Origin of the sequence: Actinoplanes derwentensis (assembly GCF_900104725.1) — a bacterium.
In the GTDB taxonomy this organism is placed as follows: Bacteria; Actinomycetota; Actinomycetes; order Mycobacteriales; family Micromonosporaceae; genus Actinoplanes; species Actinoplanes derwentensis.
The window spans coordinates 9,181,274-9,203,969 of sequence record NZ_LT629758.1; the positions used below are offsets into that span (position 1 = coordinate 9,181,274).

Sequence of the window (22,696 nt, forward strand, 5' to 3'; positions counted from 1 at the left end):
TGCTGAGCAGGTGAGGACGTTGACTATTCCGGCCTTCCGGGATCAGCGTGAGCTTCCCGACGACGACGGATATTTCTCGGGGCTGCGCGCCGATGCACGACCGAGCTGGGACAACCCGTCCATGCCGAGCTGGCCGGAATCCCAGGAGCAGCAACAGTACGGGCAGCAGCAGTACGCCCAGCCGCAGTACGGGCAGCCCTACGCCACACCGGACAACTACCCTCGCGGCGAGTTCGCCGAGGTGTCGATGACCGATGCGACCGGCTGGAAGGCCGGCACCGGCGTCCCGGTCCAGGACGAGCGCCCGCCCGGCGAGTCGACGAGCGGCAACCGGCTCTTCACCGTGCTGCTGTTCTTCTCCGGCCTGGGCACCAGTATCGCGCTCTGGCTCTTCAACACGCAGCCCGGCGCGATCAGCAACACCGCCACCATGATGATCGCCGCGGGCCGGGTCACCGGACTGATCGGCGGTTACCTGCTCTTCATCCAGTTGCTGATGATGAGCCGGGTCTCGTGGCTGGAGGAGTGGGTCGGCTCCCGCGACCTGCTGCGCTGGCATCGCTGGCTGGGCACCTCGCTGCTGACCTTCGTGGTGGCGCACGTGGTCTTCATCGTCTACGGCTACGCGCTCACCGCCGGCACCGGCGTCGTCGAGCAGGGCTGGACCGTGATCACCACGTTCCCGGAGATGATCAGCGCGACGATCGCCACCGGTCTGCTGGTGTTCATCTCGATGATCTCGATCCGGGCCGTCCGCAGCGTTCTCAACTACGAGCTCTGGCACCTGATCCACCTGACCAGCTACGGCATCCTGCTGCTCGGCTACGGCCACCAGATCGCGGCCGGCGCCGACATGAACGGCAGGTTCGCCTCGGTGTTCTGGCCGGCGCTCGGCTGCATCACCATCGCCGCCCTGTTCTGGGGCCGGGTCGTCGAACCGCTGTGGCTCAACTCGCGGCACCGGTTCACCGTGGCCGAGGTGGTCGGTGAGGGTGCCAACACGTTCTCGATCTACATCGAGGGCAAGCGCCTCGACAAGCTGCCGGTGCAGGCCGGCCAGTTCATGCGCTGGCGGTTCCTGACCGCGAACGGCTGGTGGCAGTCGCACCCGTTCTCGCTGTCAGCGGCCCCGAACCCGAAGTGGCTGCGCCTGACCGTGACGATCGCTGGCGGCCACACCCGCAAACTCGCCACCATGCGCCCCGGCACCCCGATCTGGGCCGAGGGCCCCTTCGGGACCTTCACCGCCGAGCGCCGTACACGCCGCCGGGCCCTGCTGATCGCCGGTGGCAGTGGCATCGCCCCGATCCGGGCCCTGCTCGAGGACATGCCGGCCGACACCATCGTGATCTACCGGGCGAGCCGCCCCGACGAACTGGTCTTCCGCACCGAGCTGGAGGAACTGGCCGAAGAGCGGGACGCCTGGGTGCGCTACATCGTCGGCGGCCGCAACGACCCGGGCCCGCGCCGGCTGTTCACCCCCGAAGGACTGCGTGGACTGGTGCCCGACGTGAACCGGCGCGACGTCTATCTGTGCGGCCCGCCCGGACTGGTCAACGCGGCCGTCGACACCCTCAAGGAACTCGACGTCCCGGACAGTCAGCTCCACCTGGACCCCTTCGAGTTCTGACCCCCGGTTCCCTGACTTTTTCACGAACCTCCCGTCCCCCAATGAACTGGAGTTCTCCCGATGCGACGTAGTACCGCAGCAGCTGTCGGCACCCTCACCGGCGCGGCCCTCATCCTGGGTGTCCGCCTCAGCGTGCAGCCCGCGGCAGTCCCGGTGAACGCCGCCGCGGCCGACAGCGTCGCCGAGGAGCCGGAGATCGACGAGGCCTCGGACTCGACGGCCGAACCCGAGGCGAGCGGCACCAAGAAGCCCGCCGGCGGTGCGAAGACCGACGAGAAGGCTGACGAGAAGGCCGAGGAGCCCGCTGAGGAAGGCCTCAAAGCCGGCACCTACAAAGGCAAGGCCGTGCAGAACGCGTACGGCACGATGCAGGTCACCATCAAGGTCAGCGGTGGCAAGGTCACGGCGGCCGACTCGACGTACCCCACCGACGGTTTCAGCGGCACGATCAACCCGAATGCGGTGAAGACCCTCAACGCCTCCGCGCTCAAGGCACAGAGCGCCGACGTCGACGCCGTCTCCGGAGCCACCTTCACCAGCGCGTCGTACGCCACCTCACTGCAGAGTGCCCTGGACAAGGCCGGCGCGTAAGGTTCGGTTCCGTGCGCCACGTCGAAGAGGTCATGGGTACGGTCGTCAGCATCGAGTTGGCCGACGACCTGCCTCCGCCCCTTCTGGCGGAGATGGTCACGTCGACCTGCGCGTGGCTGCACGAGGTGGACGCGCGGTTCAGCACGTACAAGGAAGACAGCGAGGTCTGCCGGTTCCGCCGCGGCGAGATCCGGCTGGAGGACTGCTCCGCCGATCTGCGGCACGTCCTCGACCGCTGTGCCGACCTGTGGCGCGACACCGGCGGCTACTTCGACGCCTACGCGGGCGGGCCCTTCGACCCGTCCGGTTACGTCAAGGGCTGGTCCGTCGAAGTGGCCTCCCAGCGGCTCGCCGCAGCCGGATCCACCCGCCACTACATCGGCGCCGGCGGCGACATTCGGATGCGGGGCCCCGGCCCCGGCGGCCGCCCGTGGCGGGTCGGCGTCCAGCATCCGTGGGAGACCGGCAAACTCGCCTGGGTACTCGAGGTCACCGATGGTGCGGTAGCGACCTCCGGGACGTACGAGCGGGGCGCACACGTCTGGAACCCGGTCGCCGGTGGACCGGCCAAGGGCCTGCGCTCCGTCACGGTCACGGGTCCCGACCTGTCCGTCGCCGACGCGTACGCCACGGCGGCGCTGGCGATGGGCGTGACCGGCTTGTCATGGCTGGCCAAACGCTCCGGCGACGGCTATGAGTCAGCCGCGATCACCGACGACGGCCGAGCGTTCACCTCCCCCGGCTTGCCGATCGCTGAGTGACGGCAGCGGGTCCGGCGGTCGTTCCGTGACCGCGGCGGGTCCGCGGACCGCTCGGGCGGTCGTTCCGTGCGGCGTTCGATCGGCTTGTCGTTCGTGTCGGTATCCGTGCGGGCACGCTCAAGCCCGGCGGTCGCGGGACGGCCCGGACGGGCCGCCCGCCTCGCGCTGACAGGCACAGGGCTTTTCCGTGGCGTACGAGATCATCGGGTTTTGTCTGCTCCGGGTTGGGTGACTCCATCCGCTGACCTCTTCGGCGGCCGGATATGTGGTTATCATCCCGTTCTGGGTGCCGGATCGTGACCTCCACGCCGTCATCGTCGTCACCTTTTGTGACACGCGGGGACCCCGGTTTGGTGGGGGAGGCGGGGACCGGATAAAGTTCTGACGTCGCCGGGGGAAACTCCGGAGGTGCGGACGTGGCGCAGTGGTAGCGCATCACCTTGCCAAGGTGAGGGTCGCGGGTTCGAATCCCGTCGTCCGCTCGGAGATAGGCCTTCTACTCGGGGCTACCTCGGTGGAGTGGCCGAGAGGCGAGGCAACGGACTGCAAATCCGTGTACACGGGTTCAAATCCCGTCTCCACCTCGCATTTGAGGGCGATTGGCGCAGCGGGAGCGCGCTTCCCTGACACGGAAGAGGTCACTGGTTCGATCCCAGTATCGCCCACCCAAAGCCCCTTACCGGGGCAACCTGAATCGAATTCTGGCGGTCTAATAACCGCATCTGCCAGCGGTGTGTTGACCTGCGAATATGCGATGCGGTCGCGCGAGCGTGAGTAGTCCGCTCGGTGTCGAAGTCAACGTCGGCCGGCCGCGGGTGGTGTGGTAGTCGATTGACGGCCGTGATGCTGCTTCGTCGTCGGGCCGCCGGCGGATGGCGAGATGACGGCGGTCGGCCCGGGCATCGTGGCGCCATCACCGAAAGAACACAGGCTCGTGTACCGCGTACTGGACGTCCAGGACCAGTGGGAGATTCCTGGCCTGCCGGCATCACTACGGTCGATAATGTGTTCGGGCTTACGCAGCCCGTAGACTTCCGCGGGTGCTGAACGCTACGCAGGGCTACCGCTTCTCGCGAGGGAGTTATGGAGCAAGATCAGATCCAGCCGTCTGCTGCCGATGAGGCCGCCGCCGAATATGCCGCGGGCACGGATTTCGACGTGGCCGAGTGCGCGCGTGAGCCTATTCATCTGCTTGGTGGGGTGCAGTCGCACGGTGCGCTTCTGGCGCTTACGGAGGATGATCTGACGATTGCGGTGGCCAGTGCGAACACGGCTGCCGTGTTGGGCGTTCCGGCGGAAGATCTGGTCGGCTCCGCGCTGTCTGAGCTTGTCGGCCAGGAGCAGGCGCGACGTCTTCAGACTGTGGCGGCCGAGGCTGACGGGGTTTCGGTCGTGGTGCCTCTCGAGGTTCAGGTCGGCGGGGCGCCACGCCGGTTTGAGGTGAGTGTGCATCACGCTGACGGGCTGATCGTCGGTGAGTTCGAGAGGGCTGCCGGCGAGGCGTTCCGGTTCTCGTCGTTCTATCCGAGCGTGCGACGGGCGCTGTTGCGATTGCAAGGGGCAGCGAGTGTCGCCGAGCTGTGTCAGCTCGCTGTGCAGCAGGTGCGGGCGTTTACCGGCTACGACCGGGTCGTTGTCTATCGCTTCGACGGTGATGGTCCCGGCGAGGTGGTCGCCGAGGATGTCGTGGATGGTTTGGAGCCGTGGCAGGGCTTGTGGTTCCCGGCCAGTGATGTGCCGGCGCAGGCCCGCGTACTGTATTTGCGGAACTGGATCCGAGTGATCGCCGACGTCGACGACGACAGCGCCGCCCTGGTGCCCGCGGTGCGGCCCGGGACGGAACGCCCGCTGGATTTGTCTGGTTCGGCGCTGCGTACGGTGTCGGGTTTTCATCTGGAGTATCTGCGTAACCTGGGCGTACGCGCGTCCATGTCGGTGTCGCTGGTCAAGGACGACCGGTTGTGGGGGTTGATCGCCTGTCACAGCAGTGTTCCGCTGCGGCTGAGCCCGGATCAGCGGGCAGCCTGTGAGATGTTCGGCATCGCGTTGTCGTTGCAGCTTTCGGCGCTGGAGGATCGCCAGCGCGCTGCGGGGGAGAATCAGGCGCGCCGCCAGTTGCAGGACCTGGTGACGGTTGCGGACGAGGCCGGCCCGGCGCAGGTCGGTGACCGGTTGGTGATGGAGTCCGCGCGGTTGCTGCAGGTGCTGCCCGCCGATGGTGTCTATGTGCGGGTCGGTCCTTTTTCCTCTAGCCATGGGCTCACCCCGGATCCGGATGGGCTGGCCGCGCTGCTTCCCCTTCTTCCGGCGGTGCCGGTGGGCCGGGCGTGGTCGACCGATCGGCTCGGCGCCGAACTGGGCGATTCCGCCGCTCTGGCTGGCGGGTGCGCGGGGCTGCTGATGGTGCGGCTCAGCGCCGCCCACGATGTGCTGGTCTGGTTCCGCGGTGAGGCCGCGCGTACGGTGCGGTGGGCCGCGGATCCGGCGCGGCCCGTGGTTGTCGGCAGCCGGGGTCAGCGACTTACGCCTCGTGGCTCTTCGGCGGTGTGGCGCCAAAGTGTGCAGGGCAGGTCGTTGCCGTGGTCGGCGCGGGAGCTGGGTATGGCGCAGGAGGCTTATCGGGTGTTGTTCGAGGTGACCCTGCGACGGGCGGCCGCTTTGTCGCAGTCGAACGAGGAACTCGACGCGTTCGCGTTCGCCGCCTCGCACGATCTGAAGGAGCCGGTGCGGGGTATCGCCACGTATGCCACGTTCATCGATGAGGACGCGATCGGGCTGGATGACATCAGCCGGGAACGGCTGGGCACGATCCGCCGGCTCGCCGTCCGCATGGATGATCTGCTCAATTCGTTGCTGGAGTTCTCCCGGATGGGCCGTCTCGAGCTGGATGCCGCACCGGTGTCCTTGGACGATGTGCTCGACGACATTCAGGAGTTCATGGGCCCGGCCATGGCGGAGGCGGGCGTCGAGCTGCGTCGGTTCACTACGTTGGGGACGGTGACCGGCGACCGGGTCCGGCTGCAGGAGGTTTTCGTCAATCTGATCAGCAACGCGGTCAAGTATGCGGCTGCGTCGCCACCGCGTTGGGTGCAGGTCGGTGTCGAGCGGGCTACCCCACCGGGCGCCTCGTCACCGGTGGACGCCTATTACGTGCGGGACAACGGCATCGGTATCGCGCCCGAACAGCAGGAGATGATCTTCCAGTTGTTCCGGCGGCTGCACCCGCCGGATTCACGCGGTGGCGGCTCCGGTGCGGGGCTGACCATCAGCCAGCGCATCGTCGAACGCCACGGCGGAATCCTGTGGGTGCGCTCGACGCCCGGGCACGGGGCCACGTTCTTCTTCACCGTCTGACATCCGTCGTCAGGAGGACAGCGGTTGCCTCAACCAGTACTCGATACCCGCCGTCAGCGTGGACTGAAGCAACGCGAAGTCGACGGATTTGAAGAGATAACCGGTCGCCCCCGCTGCGTAACACTCCTCCACATCGCGCGGATTGGTGGAACTGGTCAACACCACGACGGGCAACTCCGCGAGGGCCGCTTCCCGACGGATGCCTCTGAGTACGTCGCGGCCGTCCTTGCCGACGAGGTTGAGGTCGAGCAGCACCACCCGCGGAAGCCGCGCCGCCTTGAGGAGCCAGGACACGGCCTCGCCGCCGTCGGCAAGCCGATCCACATGCACATGCGGATGCGACCGCCGGAGAACACGCACGATCGCTTCCATGTCGACGTCGCTGTCCTCGACCACCAGCACGGACGGGAAATCACTCATCGTGCGCTGCCACCTCTACCGACTCCAGAATCTGCAAACCGTGGCGCACACGGTAGACGCTTCCGGGAACTGCCGCTGCGGCGGTCATCGCGCTTCGTCGCCTGTCTGGGCGGTCACGCGGTGCGGGACGGCTGAACTTCACCCGCCACGCCCCCGGAACACGCAGCACCTCGACGTGGACCGGTCCGGTCACCGACAGTTGCACTCTAGCCAAGGCGGCGCTGACCGAACGGGTGAGGCGCCGGGTCAGCGCACTGCCCGGCAACGATTGTCTGAGCAGGGAGGACACGGTCGTCCGGGAGGATGGATCGCGTACATCGGGCACCTCGATTCGGGCCACGGACCGACCCTTCGGCCGTAGCGCCAGCATCGCGACGTCGTCACTGGCCTCGTTGCGGAACTCCTCGACCGCTTGCACGGTGTGCGCAATGGTCTGCTCCGCCCACCGGCCGGCCTCCGTCACGGCAGTAACCAACCGGGAACCGAAGAACTCGCTCCCACGGCGCGCTTCGGTGACCCCATCGGTATAGAGCAGGACCACATCGTCACAGCTCAGCTGCACCTCGACCTCCCGGAAGACCGGGGCTTCCAGCATGCCGAGCATCGGGCCGTACCTGCCGATCTCCCTCGTGACGCCGGCCCGCCGCAACAGGGGAAGCGGGTGACCGCCAGCAGCCATCCGCAGGCTGCTGGCGTCGCCGCGGCCGTCGATCTGCGCGACCAGCGCGGTGCAGAGCTCACCAAGATCGCCCGCCGAGCGCATCGCGTCGTTGAGACGCTCCAACGCCCGCGCCGGTGAGGCACCATCCTGTACGACCGTGCGTAACACGGCCCGGGCCAGGCCGGTGATCGCCGCAGCGTCCGCACCGCGACCGCAGACATCACCGATCACCAGCACCAGACGGTCCTCGCCGACGGCGATCACGTCGTAGAAGTCACCGCCGACATCCAGCGACCGGTCGCCGGCCTCGTAGAAGGCCGCCAGGTCGAATTCCGGCAGGAACGGCAGCCGTGGTGGCAACAGCCGGTGCTGCAATGCCGCCACCTCGGCGGTACGTTTCGTGTACAGCAGCGCATTGTCGATCGTGATCGCCGCGTGCGCCGACAGGTCAGCCAACAGGGTCTCATCGGCGAGTCGAGGCAGGCCGTCCGGTGCCGCCTCCAGCAGAATTATCGCCCCGATCAGTTTGCCCCTGGCCCACAACGGCGTCGACCGCAACCGCTCGGCACCCAACCATGCAGGCAGCTGATCTCGAGTCGTGGCGGACCCGGCCAACGCGGACTCCATCAACCGGACGAAGACCGGGTCGTTGCCGAGCTCAGGCCGGATCCGTTTCTCCACCCGCGCGTCCAGATGGCTCGCCGCCGCCAGCCGAAACCCGCCGGACTCGGCCAAGTAGACGAGGCAGCCTTCGGCCAGGGCGGGCACCGCGATCCGGGCCATCCGTTGCAGCGTCTCGTCGACATCCAGGGACGCCTCCATCTGCGCCAACGCGGCCGTCAGGAACGCCGCCCGGCTGGTGGCCAACTGATGCCGTTCATAAGTGGCTGCCCGGTCGAGGACCGCACCCCCGAAATGAGCGAGATCGACCAGATCCCGGCGCATCTGTTCAGCGTCGGCCTGGCCCGTGAGGGCGACCACCAGTGACCCACTCATGACCCGTCCGGGCATCACCGCTTTCACCGCCTGGCTGGCATTCAGTTCGAGCAAGCTGGCCGCGTCGCCGAGGAGAAGGTCGATCACGTCGCTCAGCGCCAGTGACCGTACCGTCACGCTGTCCGGTGCCGGCCCTCGTTCCGCGAGCATGGCGAGGGCCGCCGCGGCGTTCGGCTCTGAGCAATGAACCTGCTCATATCGCACATTCGTCTGTTCGTCCTTGACGACCACCGCGGCCCCCGCCACGCCGTCCATGTCCGACACCGCCGCGAGCAGCACGCTGGCAGCCTGACGCACGCCCTCAGCAGCCGTCAGGCTCTCGAGCAGATGCACGTGTGCCTCGGCCGCATCCAGCAGCCCGGCATCGCGCGCGATGATGCTGCGCAGCGTCAACTCCGTGCCGATCGCCGAGGCGAGATCGGTGAGAAGTTGCTGCTGGCGCTCTGACCAAGGCCGAGGAATTCTGTCGTAGACGCAGAAGGTCCCGACCAGCACCCCGCCGACAGTAACCGGAACACCGAGATAAGCCCGCACGTCCCCGGCCCGCACCGGTGGAAATGAGGTCAGGCGATCGTCGCTCAGCGCGTCGACAACGACCAGAGGGGCCCGTAGCGACATGGTCACGGTGCACAACGACTCGTCGGCGGGACTGACGGAGCCGACGCTCGGCGCGGCACCGGATCCGCCGGCCACCATCTGATCATCGCCGATGAGCGACAACTGGGCGCTGCCCGCGCCGCAGAACGTCTGTGCCAGAGCAATGGAACGATCAATGGCGTCTCGGGCCGCGTCGATGACAGTGAGCACCTCACTCACCGTCCTGCGTCGCACAGGATCGGCCACCAGCGCGGCGTCGATAACCCCGTCGTTGCGGTCGGCAGCCCGGATCCGGTCCAGAGTGATACCGACCTGCTCGGCCAGCAACAGCAGAAAAAGCCTCTCGATCGGACTGAATTCCCTGCTTTCCCGGAAGGAGATGCCGAGGACGCCGAGCATGGACTGGCCGGACATGATTGGCAGTGCCGCCAACGCCAGGTATTCGGTGCGTTCCGCTGCCAGCTCCGGATAACGGCGAGCCTTCTCCGTCGGCTGCGAAACCCACTGCGCCCGCCGCTTCCGGGCGGCGTCACTGGCCGGGGTATTGGCCGAAACCGGAAATCGCGACCACTCGGCCAGCAGTTCGGGTGGATAGCCGGCACCGGCCGCGACCGTCAATTCGTCCCCATCGAGGAGGAATAGCACACCGCCGGCGGACTGGGTGGCAGCCTTCGCCTGCGATACCGCGATGACGATCAGCTCGTCCACCGACAGAGCAGCCGAGCAGGCAGCACGCAACATGTCGAGACGCTGGTGGAGCGACTCCGCGTCGTCCGTCGCGACCGGTACAACAGAAGACAAGTTGCCGCTCACCGTTGGCTCCCATTGTGCACGCGTAATAAGGATGGCGTCGTCGCCTGTCGGTATACGGTCTGAGCTTAGGCTGCCCAAGTACCCCGTCAATGCCCGGAGCAGATCGGTCACAGGGCGACCGGCCGGAGACCCACTCCTGGCCAGGTCATCGGCCGAGAAAGGCCAGCCACCGGCGAGTGGAAACCTTCGCGACCTCATATGTGGGGCGCCCGGTCGGGCTTTTACCGCCGGGCATCCCTGGGTGTCGAGTTGAGTAAGATCAGAGTTTCATGAGGCGGAGCCTGCCCGGCGCGAGGAAAGGGCACAGAGAACGCCTGTTCCGGCAGGTCGACTCTCGGTCAGCTGCCACCCGGCCGGCACGACCGACTCCTCCACGAACACGAGCATGCCGCTTGACCAGCACGGATGAGTTTGTCGACACCCGCACCGTCGTGATGGCGATGAAGTCATCAAGAAAAGGACACTCACTACAGGTGTCCTGGCTACCGGTGTGGCACTACCGCCAGTCGCCGCGTTCGCCGCTCGGTCAGCTGTCGATGGTCACCACCGGGGCATCCTGGGTGATCGCCCACTGCAGGGCCTGCCATAGCGTGTCCTCGGGCAGCGGCCGTCGGCGGGTGACAGTCAGAGCCACGGTCACCTTCGCGGACAGGAACGCGCTGCGAGCCCCTGCAGCGGCAAAGTCGGCCACGAGCCCGTGCGCCAGCGCCACCGCCTCATCGTGCCCCAGAACCGGTAGGAAGAGCAGGAAGTCGTTCTCGCCGACCTTGCTCGCGCGGTCCTGCGGCCGCAACCGGGCGCCGAGCAGTTCGACAGCGGCCTGCCGCTGCCGGGTGGCTGTGCGCCCGACCGGCCCCTCGTCGCCACCCGCGTGGGTGATCCGCACGGCCAGCACCGCAACCGGGAGCACGCCGGAGGCGGTGACACCGGTAGCTCCGGCCCATCGCCGCACCCCGGGCTCACCGTTCAGGTCAGTATCACCGCCGGTCTCCGGCTCCGCGACATTCCCGGCGCGGCGCGTGCCGGCGCGCAACCGGGTGTGGTCCTGCTCGGCCCGTGCCGAGAACAGCCGTAGTGCCGCGTCGGCCCGGCTCTCGCCCGGAGTCGCCGGCAGATCGCGGACGCGGTCGACGACGCCGCTCACGGCAGACAGCGCCGCCGGCGACAACCGATCCCCGAGCTGACGGCCCAGCCGGAGCACCTCGTGCAGCGCTTCGTCGCGACGGAAGCTGGAGCGGCCTTCGAAGACGCGCCCGCTCTCCAGAGTGGTCGCGCCAGCCTGAAATTCCTCGAGATCGTGAGCCACCAGAACCGCACCGAATCGCGGCGTCAGCACCACGACGGTCCACTCTCGCGCCAGATCCTCCTTCTCATCCAGCAAAACGGGATGCACGCCGGCTGGCATATCGGGCGCCTGCTCGGCGACCAGGCCCACCACCGTCGCCACGGCCAGGTCCGCTATTCGCTCGTAGACCCGCCGTTCCCGCTCGAAGTACGGCAACCGCTGAAACAGCGCGAAGACCACCATCGGCCCGTCCTCGGCCGCCGCGAGCGCCGCCTGTTCCAGCGCATGCGAGACGGTCACCAGCGTCTTCTTGGTCAGCCGCTGTACGGCCAAAGCGTTGGGCACCGCCGTAGCCTAGGCGTCGATCAGCAAGCTCACGTAGTGGCATCCGCGGCACACCCGGGCAGCGCTCGCCGGGCCGGCCGCCGATCGTGCCATGGTCGGCCTCCGGCGTTCCCGGTGTCCTACGGACGCCCGGACCGGGGGGCCAGTAATCCTCGAGGAGCCACCGAGAGGAGCGGGGCGGCCCGAACACCGTGATGGCCGATGATGGCGTTGACGGCAAGGATCGCCGAGCCGGCGGCACGTTCCATCAGTCCGGCGGGGAAGGGTACGCGGACCCAGTCGCCGGCCAGATAGACGCCGTTCGCGTCGGAGTGCACGCCAGGCCGGGTGGCGTCGCTTCCCGGGGCGAACGCGGGTGCGTCGTCGCCCACGCGTTCGTCGACGTCGATGATGGTCATGCCGGTCGTCTCCGGCCACAGGGATCCGAGTTCGGCCCACATCCTCTTGGTGAGTTCGGCGGCGTCGACACCGTCGGGAGCCGCGTACGCGTGAAGCTCGATCACGCTGCCGCCGCCCCGGCGGGCCCATTGGCCCGCCGCCCGCTCGATGCGGTGGTAGAGCGTGACCGAGTCGAGAGTGGCTTCCCCGGCCACACTGGTGAAGACGCTGCGCTGGGGTGCGCAGTCCTGGGCCGTCCAGATGCGGCTGACCGCGTACGGCGCCGCCGTCCGGACCGTGGCCATCTGCTCGGCGAGCCGGGGCGCGAGTGCGGTCAGCCCCGGGGAGGCGGCCACGATCTCCCGGGCCGAGCGCGGGTCGGCGGCCAGCACGACGTAGTCGGCGGTCAGTTCGGCGCCGCCACGCAGCACCACGGTCCAGCCCGGATCGATCCGGTCGACTGGGGCCTGGGTACGGATCTCGCCGCCGAGCGCCTGCAACTGGTCGGCGAGCGGCGCCCAGATGGCCGTCTCGTAGTCCTGGATGGGTGCGTCGAAGTCGAGTCCCTCGGGATTGCGCAGGAAGTAGAAGTGGAACTGCATGATCATCTCGGCGGCCGACATCTCCTCCTGATGGTTGAAGAAGGAGTGCGCGAACACGTCGAACAGGTGAGCCCGGGCCCGAGCCGGCATGCCCAGCGTGTCGAGGAAGTCCTTCGCCGAGATGTGATCGAACCGGCGGTAGGTCTCGGCGCGGGAGTAGCTCAGCAAGGGGACGGCAGCTTTGCCGTCGACGCCGCGCAGTTCCCGCAGTTTCAGACTTGGTGACCGGGCGACGAGGGCCAGCAGATTGGCCGGCGGCCGACGGGGCAGGCCGGAGAAGCTTTCTTCGGGCCAATTCCGGGAGACCACCGGATAGGGGCCGGCCGGCCGGAGGAACGACAGCTCGGGATCGATCCGGCGGAGCACGTTGTGCAGGTTGTAGTACTGGCGGAAGAACCCGTGGAAGCCGTGTTCGACCATTTGCCGTGAGCCGTCCGCCACCGTCCGGGGCCACGCCGCGAGACGTCCACCCAACTGGGCGTCGCGTTCCAGCAGCGTCACCTGGATGCCGCGCTCGGCGAGCAGAAGAGCGCTGGTCATTCCGGCGATCCCCGCGCCGATCACCACAGCGCGAACCTTTTGGTCGACGGTTCGCGGGAGATCCGCGCGAGGCCGGACCAGGCGGTGAGCGCGGGCGCTCGTCAGTAGTGGATTCACGCCGCTACGCTACCCTCGATCGATGCAGGAATCGACGCAACATACTCGTTGAGGCCTGGTTCGTATCGTCGGTCGCGCGCTGTGCCGAATCGCACGTGACGGGCCCATCGGTTGCGTGGCACGCTCCGCATCGACCCGGCCCTCTACCCCGGGGACGTGCGGTTTTCTCCGGACGGTTCGCTGCTCACGGTGGTCACCAACTTCCGTAACCCCGACCTGAAATACTCGATTCAAGAAGTGCAGAAACGCGACGACCCAGATGTCTACGTGTGGGACGCCCGCACCCTGCAACCGCGAGCCTCCCTCAAACTGCCCGATCACCTGTCCATAGCCGAAGAATTCACCCCGGACGGGCGCTATCTACTCGTGGCGTCCAACCACTCGACCGGCGACAGCCAACCACAGGACGCGGCCATCTGGCGCTACCGCCTGCCCGAACTGGACCTGGTCGACCGGCGCGATCTACCGGGCAACCCGGTGAACGAGATCGCTGTCAGCCCCGACAGCGCATTCGTGGTGCTTGCGCACGGGAAGAAAGCTCCGGTGCTGCGGGTCGACGGCCTGCATCCGGTCCGCACGATCGGCGAGCACCCCGTGCCACTGTCCCGGGTAGCCTGGTCCCCGGACGGCCATACCGTGGCCACCGCAACAGACAACGACAACGACATCGTCCGGCTCTGGCAAGCCGACACCGGCAACCTGGTGGCCGAGGTCCGAGCCAACAGCAACCAGAACGGTCAGCTGGCATTCTCCCCAGACAGCGGCACCTTGGCCGCCGGCGCCAATGACTGGACCGTCACACTCTGGCACCTCGATCCGGACCGAGCGGTGCGGCGTCTGTGCGACATGCTCATCCCGGCATCTCGCTACAGCGGGCAGCCGTTGCCCGACACCTGTCCCTGACCTCCGCCAGCACAGGTGTCCCCAACGGGACGGAACAATCAGGGCATCCGTCGGTTCAGGCGTGCCGGGAGCGAGGCGCCCATGGTTGACGGGAGCGCCAAGAACGGCGCCCGCCCCTGAAGCCGGTGCGAAGAAGGCGCACCCTCAGGCGCTCGGTGTCGATGGTGCTGCGGCGGGGCACGGCGCGGGCCGATATGTCGTCCCCGGATACAACGACATGCATGTCCACGTGCTTCAGGCCGGCCACTTCCTCACCACCGCCGACCTCGAAGCCTTCAGCGCGGTCAGTCGTTTTCGAAGAGCTGGCCGTTCTGTGGGAAACCGGTCAGGGCGGTGGGTTTGGGGTCGCCGGTGGACCAGCGGGCGTCCTTGTCGGGTGTGGACTTCAAGGCCGGCCAGTGCATGGGGATGCCTGCCGCGGCCGTCGGGTGCGGGTCGTCCATCAGCTGGACGTGCAGGTGGGGCTCGGAGGTGTTGCCGGTGTTGCCGACCTCGGCCAACTGCTGGCCCACGGTCACCCGGTCGCCCTCGGTCACCATCAGGGAATCGTGGCGCAGGTGGGCGTACGCCGCGTAGGTGCCGTCGCCGTGTTCGACGATCACGTGGTTGCCGAGGATGCGGTGGGCGCCGGTCAGCTCCCGGGCGAAGGCCTCGGCCGTCATCATCCAGATCAGCGACGGCCACGTGTCGCGGGATCGGTGGTCACGCTGGGTGCCGGTGGCCCGGACCACCCGGCCGTCGGCCATGGCCAGGACCGGAGCACCGAAGCAGGGGTACGACGCCGGGGCGCGGGTGGTCAGCGACCAGCCGATCTTCGCGGGCGCCTCGGGGGAGGGCATGAGCAGATCAACGGCGTAGGTCTGGCCGTACGCCCGGACGCCGTGGCTGGGGACGGCGGTGCCGGGGCTGTTGATGGCCACCCAGCGGCCCCGCACCGGCGGGGCCAGGGTGACCGGGGCTGCGGTGGAGCGGGGTGCCCGGACGAAAGCCAGAAGAAGCAGCGTGGTGGTGAGTAGCCAGTCCCACGGGTGGGGGACCGGGAGTGGCAGGAAGGTCAGGGCGAGCACGGTCAGCACGAACAGCTGCAGCCACCGGGTCTGATGGCGGGCGACGGCGCGTTTCATCGGCGGGCTCCCAACAAGGTCGTCAGCAGGGGGATGACGCGGGCGGCGGGCACCTCGTAGCGCCCGCTGCCGAGGGCGTGCAGCCAACCGGCGGCGACCAGTTGGCGCAGGTGGTGGTAGACCTGCCCGCTGGTGCCGATGCCGTCGAGCTGGGTGAGGTCGGCGGCGGTGCGGGTGCCGCGGAGCACCTCCTGCAGCAGGCGGATGCGGGCCGGGTGGGCGAGCGCGGTCAGAGCGGGGACGTGCTGTGACCAGTCGCCGTCGAGGAGTTCGGCGGTGCCGGCGCTCTCCTGCCAGCGGGCGACACGCTCGTCGGGCAGGGTGACATGCCCGGTGATCATGACGGCGCCGGGGGTTTCGACCCGGTCGAGCAGACCTTCGAGGGCCCAGAAGACCGCAGGGTCAGGGGTGCCGCGGGCTTCCAGGGCGGCCACGCGGGCTTCCAACGCAGCCAGGCGGTCGGTGTCACTCACCGTACGACCATATCGTAATTACGTAGAACCGTAGAAGTCATAGCCCGCGCATAGCAGGCTTTGAGGGAGCTTTGAGGTTCTGTTCGAGCAGGAAAGCCTCAGGTAGCCGTTAGGGTTAGATCGAAATTCATCGATACGTAACCCGCCGGCCGGATGAGGTTCACTGGGGGGCTCCGGCCGGGCGCACATGAGAGGTCGTGCCACTATGCCCCGGCTTGCGCTGTTCGCGCTAGATCTAGCCGCTGTGAGCGTTCTCGTCTTCGGGCTCTACTTTCCCCGGCATCGGCGCCGGGACCTGGTAGTCGCCTACCTCGGCGTCAATGTGGGCGTGCTCGCGGTCGCCGGTTCGCTCAGCTCGAGCACCGTCGGAGCGGGGCTCGGACTCGGCCTCTTCGGCGTGCTCTCGATCATCCGGCTCCGGTCGACGGAACTGGACCAGCACGAGGTCGCCTACTACTTCTCCGCACTCGCCCTCGGCATCCTCGGCCCGCTCAGCGGCGGCCCGATCTGGCTCGCCCCGTCGCTGATGGGCCTGGTCCTCGTGGTGATGTACCTCGGCGACCACCCACGGCTGTTCCAGTCCTACCAGCGGCAGGTCCTGGTGCTGGACAACGCGGTCATCGACCGGGTCGCCCTGATCGCCCAGCTCGAACGGATCCTCGGAGCGCGGGTGCACAAGGCCACCGTCGAACGCATCGATCTCGTCAACGAGACCACCGTGGTCGAGGTGCGGTATTCGTACAGCCAGAAGGCCCGGCTGCTCGAGAGCGCGAACCGGTGACCGTGACCACCGGGCACTTCGACCCGATCACGCTCGGCGAACTCACCGAGGCGGCCGAACTGCAGACCCGGGTGGACCGCAAGTACGTGCTGCCGGTCGCCGAGGCCGAGGCTCTGATGTCGCGGCTCGACCCCGGAACCCGGGTGCTGGAGATCGACGGCGAACGGACCTTCCGCTACCGCTCGGTCTACTTCGACACCCCCGACCTGGTCAGTTTCCGGCTCACCGCCTACAAACGCCGACGGCGGTTCAAGGTGCGCACCCGCACCTACCTGGACTCGTCGCTGTGCTGGCTGGAGGTCAAGACCGAGGGCTACCGCGGCGGCACCGTGAAGAACCGGCTGCCCTACCGGATCGAGGACCAGGACACCGTCGAACCGGGGCGCTGGTTCATCGACGACATCCTCGGTGGAGAGGAAACGCAACGAGACCTCACGCCGACGCTGCTCACCAACTACCGGCGCACCACGTTCTGCCAGGCCACCGGCGACTCGCGGCTGACCGTCGACGTCGACCTGGTCTGGACCGGCGTGGACGGCCGGGAACTCGGACTGCCGAACGTCGCGGTGGTCGAGACCAAGACCGGTTCGGCCGCCTCCCCGGCCGACCGTCTGCTGTGGGCCTCCGGGCACCGGCCCACCAGCATCTCCAAGTACGCCACCGGGCTCACCGCTCTACAGCCCGACCTGCCCGATGTCAGGTGGCGGCGGCTCAAACGCCGCCACTTCACCCCCATCACAGAGGACTGAAGCATGCCTCGCATCCCCCGTCTCGCCGTCCCCGCGGCGCTGACCGCCACCGCACTCGCCGTGCTGGTGGCCCCCACCTCTCCCGCACTGGCCGCAGGCCCCGCTGCCGCCGCCGCGATCGCCGCCAACCAGGCCAGCCACCTGCAGGCAGCCGACCTGACCTGGAACGAGTCGGAGGTCGCCGCGGTCACCCTGACCGGCACGAGCGCGACCACCACCAGCTCCAACGTGACCGTCTCCGGCAGCACGGTGACGGTGACGGCGGCCGGTACCTACCGGTTCAGCGGTTCGCTCACCAGTGGCCAGATCGTGGTCAACAGCACCGGCACCGGCCTGGTCCGGATCATCCTCAACGGTGTCACGGTCACCGGCGGCACCGGTGCGATCAACGTGATCGCCGCCGACGAGGTGCTGCTGTTCCTGCAGGCCGGCACCACCAACCGGCTCACCGACGGCACCGCCTCCGTGGACGGCCCGATCGCCTCGGCCGCCGACCTGAGCATCGCCGGCACCGGCGCGCTCGTCGTCACCGGCAACGCCAACGACGGCATCAACGCCAAGGACGGCCTGGCCATCGCGGGCGGCACGATCACCGTGACGGCGCCCGACGACGCCATCCGTGGCCAGGACTACGTCATCGTCAGCGGCGGCTCGATCACCGCGACCGCCGGCGGCGACGGCCTCAAGTCCGACAACGAGACCGAGACCAACCGGGGGTACGTGGCGGTCACCGGCGGCACCGTTAACGTCACGTCCGTCGGTGACGCCCTCACCGGCCAGACCGACGTGATCGTCAACGGCGGCTCGATCACCGCCCGGGCCACCGGCACCGGCTCCGCCAAGGGCCTCAAGGCCGGCGTGCTCACCGTGATCAGCGACGGGACGGTCAACGTCAACGCCGCCGACGACGGCCTGCACTCCGACGCCAACCTCACCGTCGACGGCGGGACCACCACCGTCGCCAGCGGTGACGACGGCGTGCACGCGGAGACCAACGTGTCGATCGCCGGTGGAACGGTCAACGTGACCAATTCGTACGAGGGAATCGAAGGTCTGAAGGTCCTCATCACCGGCGGCACGGTCTCCGCGACCGCCAGCGATGACGCGGTCAACGCCTCCGACCCGGCCTACGGCGAGATGCAGAACTCGCCGAACGCCCTGATCAGCGTCTCCGGCGGCACCGTCTCGGTGAGCGGCGGCACCGACGGCCTCGACTCCAACGGCGCGCTCACCCTCACCGGCGGCACCGTGGTCGTCGCCGGATCGCCGACCCGCGGCGGCGGCGAGGGCGGTCTGGACTCCAACGGCGCCCTGACCATCACCGGCGGCGTCGTGTACTCCACCGGGATCAGCGCCTCCACCAGCACTCTGCCCACCTCCGGGCAGGGCTGGGTGTCGTACACGTTCAGCGCCAACCAGCCGGCCGGCACGATCGTGCACCTGGCCACCACGTCCGGCACCCAGATCGCCACCTACCAGTCGACGAAGGCGTTCAAGCACGTCGTCTTCAGTTCCAGCCAGATCACCCGGGGCACGACCTATGCCGTACGCACCGGCGGAACGGTCTCCGGCACGGCGGTCGGCGGTGGCCTCTACACCGGCGGCACCCTTTCCGGCACCCAGGTCAGCACGGTGGTCGCCGGCGTCCGCTGACCCACCGCGATGTGGGATCGTCGGCACCTGATGACCGATCCCCTGCTCGACCTTCTCGGAACCGGGCGCGCTCACGGAGGTGAGCGCGCCCGGTTCCTGGTCGGTCCCCGCTACCTCACCCTGCTGCCCCGGCTCGCCGACCTGTGCGCGACGGACGCCCGCGCGCTGCCGATCGCCGCCCAGGTCCTCGCCTGGATCGAAGCGGGCGCGACATCGTTCGACCGGGTCGACCCGGATGTGCTGCGCTCGTTCGCCGGTGCGGTGGGCCGGGCCGCACTCCGGCACGGCGGTGAGGCCGGGGTGCTCGCGTTGTTCCGGGTGCACGCCCTGGAGTACTTCGGCCCGTACGAGCCGATCACCGAAGAACTCGGCGAGGAGCTGTTGAGCAGCCCGGATCCGGAACTCCGGCTCGCGGCCGCGGTCTGTTCCGGCGGGGACGACGATGTCTTCCGCGAGTTCCTGGCGCGGGAGTCCACCGGGGACACCGAGCGCTCGGTGATCCGCCGGACCATGGACGGGCGACCGCAACAGATCCCGATGTTCGCCGCGGCGATCACCACCGGCGCGCCGATCGCCCGGTGGCACAACATCGGGCAATGCCGGCGGATCATCGACACCTGGCGGGCCGCCCCGCCCCAGCTGGTCCCGGTCCTGGCCGGATGTCTAACGGACGGCCCGATGCCGGTGCGGTCGGCGGCGGCGGGCGCGCTCCGGATGGCCGGCGAGGTGACCCGGGAACACCTCGACCTGATCAGCGAATTCTTCCGGGAGACCGGAAACGCCCAGGCGCTGGCCACGCTTGTCGCCTTTCAGCGGCCGGAAGCCGTCGCACCGCTGCGCGACTTCCTGGCCGCGCCGCACGGCAACGGTTCGGTGCAGGAACTCCTGGCGGAGGCCGCCTGGTGCGCCGCCGAGATCGCCGGCGACATGGCCGTGCACCTGCGGGCCGAAGCCGTCGACGACCCGCACCGGCGTCTTGCCGCGACCCTCAACGCCCTCCGGAACTGGGGCCCGGCCGCGGCGCCGCTGATCCCGGCGCTTGCCGCCCTGCATACCAACGGGGTGGCACGGACGCAGGTCATGGAGATTCTCGCCGGGATCGGGCCGTCGGTGGTCACCGTGGAAGAGCTGCTGCTCAACGAGGCGAGAGACAAGACCATCGATGGCGTACGCCGGAGCCACGCGGCCGCCGCCCTCCTGCGGTGCGGCAGCGCCGTGGACGAGGCAGCCGCCGTGCTGCTGGCCGAATTCGATCACCCGGCAGCACAACAGCACCTGGCGACGCTCGATCCGGCCCCGGACATCCCGAGGCACCTCGCCGGCGCGGCGATCCCGGCGTACCGGGCAAGGATCCTCTGGTTGTCCGGCGACCGCGACCCGCAGCTCGCCGCGGACCTGATGCGACGGGTGGGCCCCCTGCCCGGAGGCCTCCGGGCACTCGGCTGGCTGGCCGAGACCGGCGACCTGATCGAACCGCACCGGCCCGCCCTGGCAGCGCTGCGCGACGACCCGGGCCGCCCGCGCTCCAGCCTCGGCTCCTTCCGGGTGCGCAGCGACGAGCGTCTCCACAGAGCGCTCACAGATCTGCGGCTCGGCTAGGCCTCGGTGAGCGCGGGTGACCGGTGCTCGATCCAGCTGGTGAGGTTGGCCGGCAGGTCGGCCTTGCCGTAGTACCAGCCCTGCACCAGGTCGCATCCCTGCTCCCGCAGCCAGTTCCGCTGCACCTCGGTCTCCACCCCCTCGGCCACCACCCGATGACCCATCGCCCGGGTCATCGCCAGGACCGCGCGGACGATCGGCTCGTTCGCGCCGTTCTCCCCGACGTCCGAGACGAACGAACGGTCGATCTTGACGATGCCGACCGGAAGCCGGTTCAGGTAGCTCAGTGACGAGTAACCGGTCCCGAAGTCGTCGATGCAGAGAGTGACACCCATCGTCCGCAGCGCGTTCAGGGTGAGCAGAGCCGTCTCCAGGTCCTCCATCACCCCCGACTCGGTGATCTCCAGCCACAGCGCGGACGGCGGCAGATCGTTGGCCCGCAACGCGTCGTCGACCAGCCGCACCAGGGAACCGTCCCGCAACTGGCGCACCGCGACGTTCACCGACACGTGCAACGGCCGGGCATCCGGGCCACGCTGTACGGTCCACTCACCGAGCTGCCGGACCGACTCGTTCAGCAGCCACGCCCCCATCTCCTCGATCATGCCGGTCTCCTCGGCGATCGGGATGAAGTCGACCGGCGAGACGAAACCCAGCTCCGGCGAATGCCAGCGCATCAACGCCTCGAACCCGTCCAGCTCACCGGTGGCCAGGTCGATGATCGGCTGGAAGTGCGTGGCCAGCTCGCCGCGTTCCATCGCCCCGCGCAGCGCCTGCTCCAGCCGCACCCGGCCCTGGACCTGGGCGTGCATCGAGACGTCGAACATCGCGTACCCGTTGCGGCCGTTGGTCTTCGCCTGGTACATCGCGGTGTCCGCGTCCCGGATCAGCTCCTGAGCGCCGGCGCCACCAGTCGTCTTCGTCACCCCGATCGACACCGAGCTGACCACATCGCCGATCGACAGGGCGAACGGCCTGGTGAACGCGGCCAGCAGACGCTCGGCGAGGGACTCCGCCAGCCGTTCGTGCGCCGGCCCGGCCACCGCGATCAGGAACTTGTCACCACCGACCCGGCCCACGATGTCCTCCGCGCGGACCTGCTCGGTGAGCCGCACACCCACCTCCCGGAGCAGTTCGTCGCCGACCGGGTGACCCCAGTTGTCGTTGACCATCTTGAACCGGTCCAGGCCGATGAAGAGCAAGCCGATCTCGGTCTTCTCCGGGCCGGTACGTTCGGCCCACTGGTCCACGGTCTCGGTGAGCAAGCCCCGGGTGGGCAGATCGGTGAGATTGTCGTGGGTGACCCGATGCCGGCTGATCTGCTCCGCCCGGACCCGGGAGTTGTTCGAGCGGATCACCCGGATCAGCACCGTCAGCACCAGCGAGACACAGAGGACGGCCCGCATCAGGTTGCTGACCAGCGACTCGTGCGGCATCAGCGCGGTCAGCGCCACCGGGAAGATCACCAGCACGCCGATCATCACGGTCCGCAGACCGCTCAGATCCCGCTGCTCGCCGACCTGCTGCGGTTCGGTGAGCATCCGCATCGACGGATGCAGCGACGCCCCCGTCAACAGGGCGAACATCACCAGCAGGAAGACGTTGACCGACTGCCCCGGCACCTCGACCAGAAGTGCCGCACTCAGGCAGTAGAGCAGGTCACCGATGAACAACGCCACCGACGAGAGAACGACCATCCACAACGCCGGCTGCCGGCCGCCGCGGGACAGCAGCAACCGGGCCGCCATCACCAGGATGCTGACGTCGAAGACCGGGAAGACCGCGTTGACGATCTGCGCCGAGGTCAGGCCGTCGCCCAGGTTCGGGGCGATCAGGAAAGTCCAGGTGAGGAAAGCCGTGGCGAGCCCGATCAGAACCGCGTCGACCCGGGCCGTGTCGTCCTCGAACGCGTGCCGCCGCCGCAACATCCCCGCGAAACCAAGGCCCACCAGCAGGTACGCCGGAACGGTGATCAGGTCAGGCAGCAGTGTCAGCCCGTCCGGCAGCCCGCCCGCCTCCCGGAACAGCCGCAGCAGACTGCTGGCGATGAAGATCCAGGAGGCGGTACGGACGTAGCGCCACGGAACTGAGTCAGTCGGCTGGTGCCGGCGCGGACCACGATGGATCGCCACCATCCCCACCAGCAACGACAGTCCCATGGCGGGACCGGTGGCCCAGCCCGGGCCGGTCAGCACAACCGTGATCAGTGCCGCGTTGAGCCCGAGGTGCACCCAGAACTCGGACGGAGTCCGAGTCTCGTGCGCCTGATCAAGGGCCGGGACGTGGGTCATGGGCCTTAGATCGGCTCGCCCGCCGTGGGTCTT

At 68.5% G+C, this 22,696-nt stretch carries 16 protein-coding genes and 3 tRNA genes; 12 read left to right on the forward strand and 7 right to left on the reverse strand.

The window, feature by feature from the left end:
* Window positions 1–10 precede the first annotated feature (10 nt).
* The 7 genes from BLU81_RS41105 to BLU81_RS41135 all read left to right on the forward strand — a co-directional run bounded on the left by BLU81_RS41105 (window position 11) and on the right by BLU81_RS41135 (window position 6,336).
* The gene (locus BLU81_RS41105; protein ID WP_231953751.1) at window positions 11–1,630 is read left to right on the forward strand and encodes a ferredoxin reductase family protein; all 1,620 of its coding nucleotides are present in this window, start codon (window positions 11–13) and stop codon (window positions 1,628–1,630) included.
* A 60-nt stretch (window positions 1,631–1,690) separates the two neighbouring features.
* Window positions 1,691–2,221 carry an FMN-binding protein gene (locus BLU81_RS41110; protein ID WP_092554216.1) on the forward strand — a complete coding sequence of 177 codons (531 nt, stop codon included), beginning with the start codon at window positions 1,691–1,693 and terminating at the stop codon, window positions 2,219–2,221.
* 32 nt (window positions 2,222–2,253) lie between these two features.
* Window positions 2,254–2,982, forward strand: a complete 729-nt coding sequence (locus BLU81_RS41115; protein WP_092554219.1) for an FAD:protein FMN transferase — start codon at window positions 2,254–2,256, stop codon at window positions 2,980–2,982.
* A 410-nt stretch (window positions 2,983–3,392) separates the two neighbouring features.
* Window positions 3,393–3,464: transfer RNA gene (locus tag BLU81_RS41120), tRNA-Gly, on the forward strand.
* A gap of 31 nt (window positions 3,465–3,495) precedes the next feature.
* A tRNA-Cys gene (locus tag BLU81_RS41125) sits at window positions 3,496–3,566 on the forward strand.
* 9 nt (window positions 3,567–3,575) lie between these two features.
* Window positions 3,576–3,647, forward strand: a tRNA-Val gene (locus tag BLU81_RS41130).
* Between the two features lie 418 nt (window positions 3,648–4,065).
* The gene (locus tag BLU81_RS41135) at window positions 4,066–6,336 is read left to right on the forward strand and encodes an ATP-binding protein (RefSeq protein WP_092554222.1); all 2,271 of its coding nucleotides are present in this window, start codon (window positions 4,066–4,068) and stop codon (window positions 6,334–6,336) included.
* Between the two features lie 9 nt (window positions 6,337–6,345).
* On the opposite strand, the gene BLU81_RS41140 is transcribed toward BLU81_RS41135, so the two are convergent.
* The 4 genes from BLU81_RS41140 to BLU81_RS41155 form a co-directional block, all read right to left on the reverse strand.
* A complete protein-coding gene (locus BLU81_RS41140) occupies window positions 6,346–6,756 on the reverse strand; it encodes a response regulator (RefSeq protein ID WP_092554225.1) in 411 nt (136 codons plus the stop codon).
* Window positions 6,749–9,823: a SpoIIE family protein phosphatase gene (locus BLU81_RS41145; protein WP_172890713.1), complete on the reverse strand. Its 3,075-nt coding sequence runs from the start codon at window positions 9,821–9,823 to the stop codon at window positions 6,749–6,751. The genes BLU81_RS41140 and BLU81_RS41145 overlap by 8 nt, the downstream gene beginning before the upstream one ends.
* Before the next feature lie 526 nt (window positions 9,824–10,349).
* Window positions 10,350–11,453 (reverse strand): DICT sensory domain-containing protein, encoded by a 1,104-nt coding sequence (locus tag BLU81_RS41150; protein ID WP_092554231.1) that lies wholly within the window; start codon window positions 11,451–11,453, stop codon window positions 10,350–10,352.
* Window positions 11,454–11,572: 119 nt separating this feature from the next.
* Window positions 11,573–13,090, reverse strand: a complete 1,518-nt coding sequence (locus tag BLU81_RS41155) for an FAD-dependent oxidoreductase (protein ID WP_269460967.1) — start codon at window positions 13,088–13,090, stop codon at window positions 11,573–11,575.
* Window positions 13,091–13,246: 156 nt separating this feature from the next.
* Between BLU81_RS41155 and BLU81_RS41160 the strand changes: the two genes are divergently transcribed.
* Window positions 13,247–13,993 (forward strand): WD40 repeat domain-containing protein, encoded by a 747-nt coding sequence (locus tag BLU81_RS41160; RefSeq protein ID WP_172890714.1) that lies wholly within the window; start codon window positions 13,247–13,249, stop codon window positions 13,991–13,993.
* A gap of 284 nt (window positions 13,994–14,277) precedes the next feature.
* Here BLU81_RS41160 and BLU81_RS41165 read toward each other — a convergent pair whose 3' ends face one another.
* Together BLU81_RS41165 and BLU81_RS41170 are read right to left on the reverse strand one after the other, a co-directional pair.
* Window positions 14,278–15,117: a M23 family metallopeptidase gene (locus BLU81_RS41165; protein ID WP_092554237.1), complete on the reverse strand. Its 840-nt coding sequence runs from the start codon at window positions 15,115–15,117 to the stop codon at window positions 14,278–14,280.
* Window positions 15,114–15,590 (reverse strand): winged helix-turn-helix domain-containing protein, encoded by a 477-nt coding sequence (locus tag BLU81_RS41170; RefSeq protein WP_092554241.1) that lies wholly within the window; start codon window positions 15,588–15,590, stop codon window positions 15,114–15,116. Before BLU81_RS41170 ends, BLU81_RS41165 begins: the two co-directional genes overlap by 4 nt.
* 244 nt (window positions 15,591–15,834) lie before the next feature.
* On the opposite strand from BLU81_RS41170, the gene BLU81_RS41175 reads away from it, so the two are divergent.
* The 4 genes from BLU81_RS41175 to BLU81_RS41190 are packed head-to-tail and all read left to right on the forward strand — an operon-like array spanning window position 15,835 to window position 20,372.
* Window positions 15,835–16,371, forward strand: a complete 537-nt coding sequence (locus tag BLU81_RS41175; RefSeq protein WP_231953752.1) for a DUF4956 domain-containing protein — start codon at window positions 15,835–15,837, stop codon at window positions 16,369–16,371.
* Complete coding sequence (locus BLU81_RS41180; RefSeq protein ID WP_231953753.1) at window positions 16,368–17,120, forward strand: polyphosphate polymerase domain-containing protein; 753 nt, start codon at window positions 16,368–16,370, stop codon at window positions 17,118–17,120. Before BLU81_RS41175 ends, BLU81_RS41180 begins: the two co-directional genes overlap by 4 nt.
* A gap of 3 nt (window positions 17,121–17,123) precedes the next feature.
* Entirely contained in the window at window positions 17,124–18,773 is a 1,650-nt protein-coding gene (locus BLU81_RS41185) for a carbohydrate-binding domain-containing protein (RefSeq protein WP_092554247.1), read from the forward strand.
* A 30-nt stretch (window positions 18,774–18,803) separates the two neighbouring features.
* Window positions 18,804–20,372, forward strand: coding sequence for a hypothetical protein (locus BLU81_RS41190; RefSeq protein WP_092554250.1), 1,569 nt, complete (start codon window positions 18,804–18,806; stop codon window positions 20,370–20,372).
* Here the strand turns inward: BLU81_RS41190 and BLU81_RS41195 are convergent.
* Window positions 20,369–22,663, reverse strand: coding sequence for a putative bifunctional diguanylate cyclase/phosphodiesterase (locus BLU81_RS41195; protein WP_092554253.1), 2,295 nt, complete (start codon window positions 22,661–22,663; stop codon window positions 20,369–20,371). The genes BLU81_RS41190 and BLU81_RS41195 overlap by 4 nt on opposite strands.
* Between the last annotated feature and the right edge of the window lie 33 nt (window positions 22,664–22,696).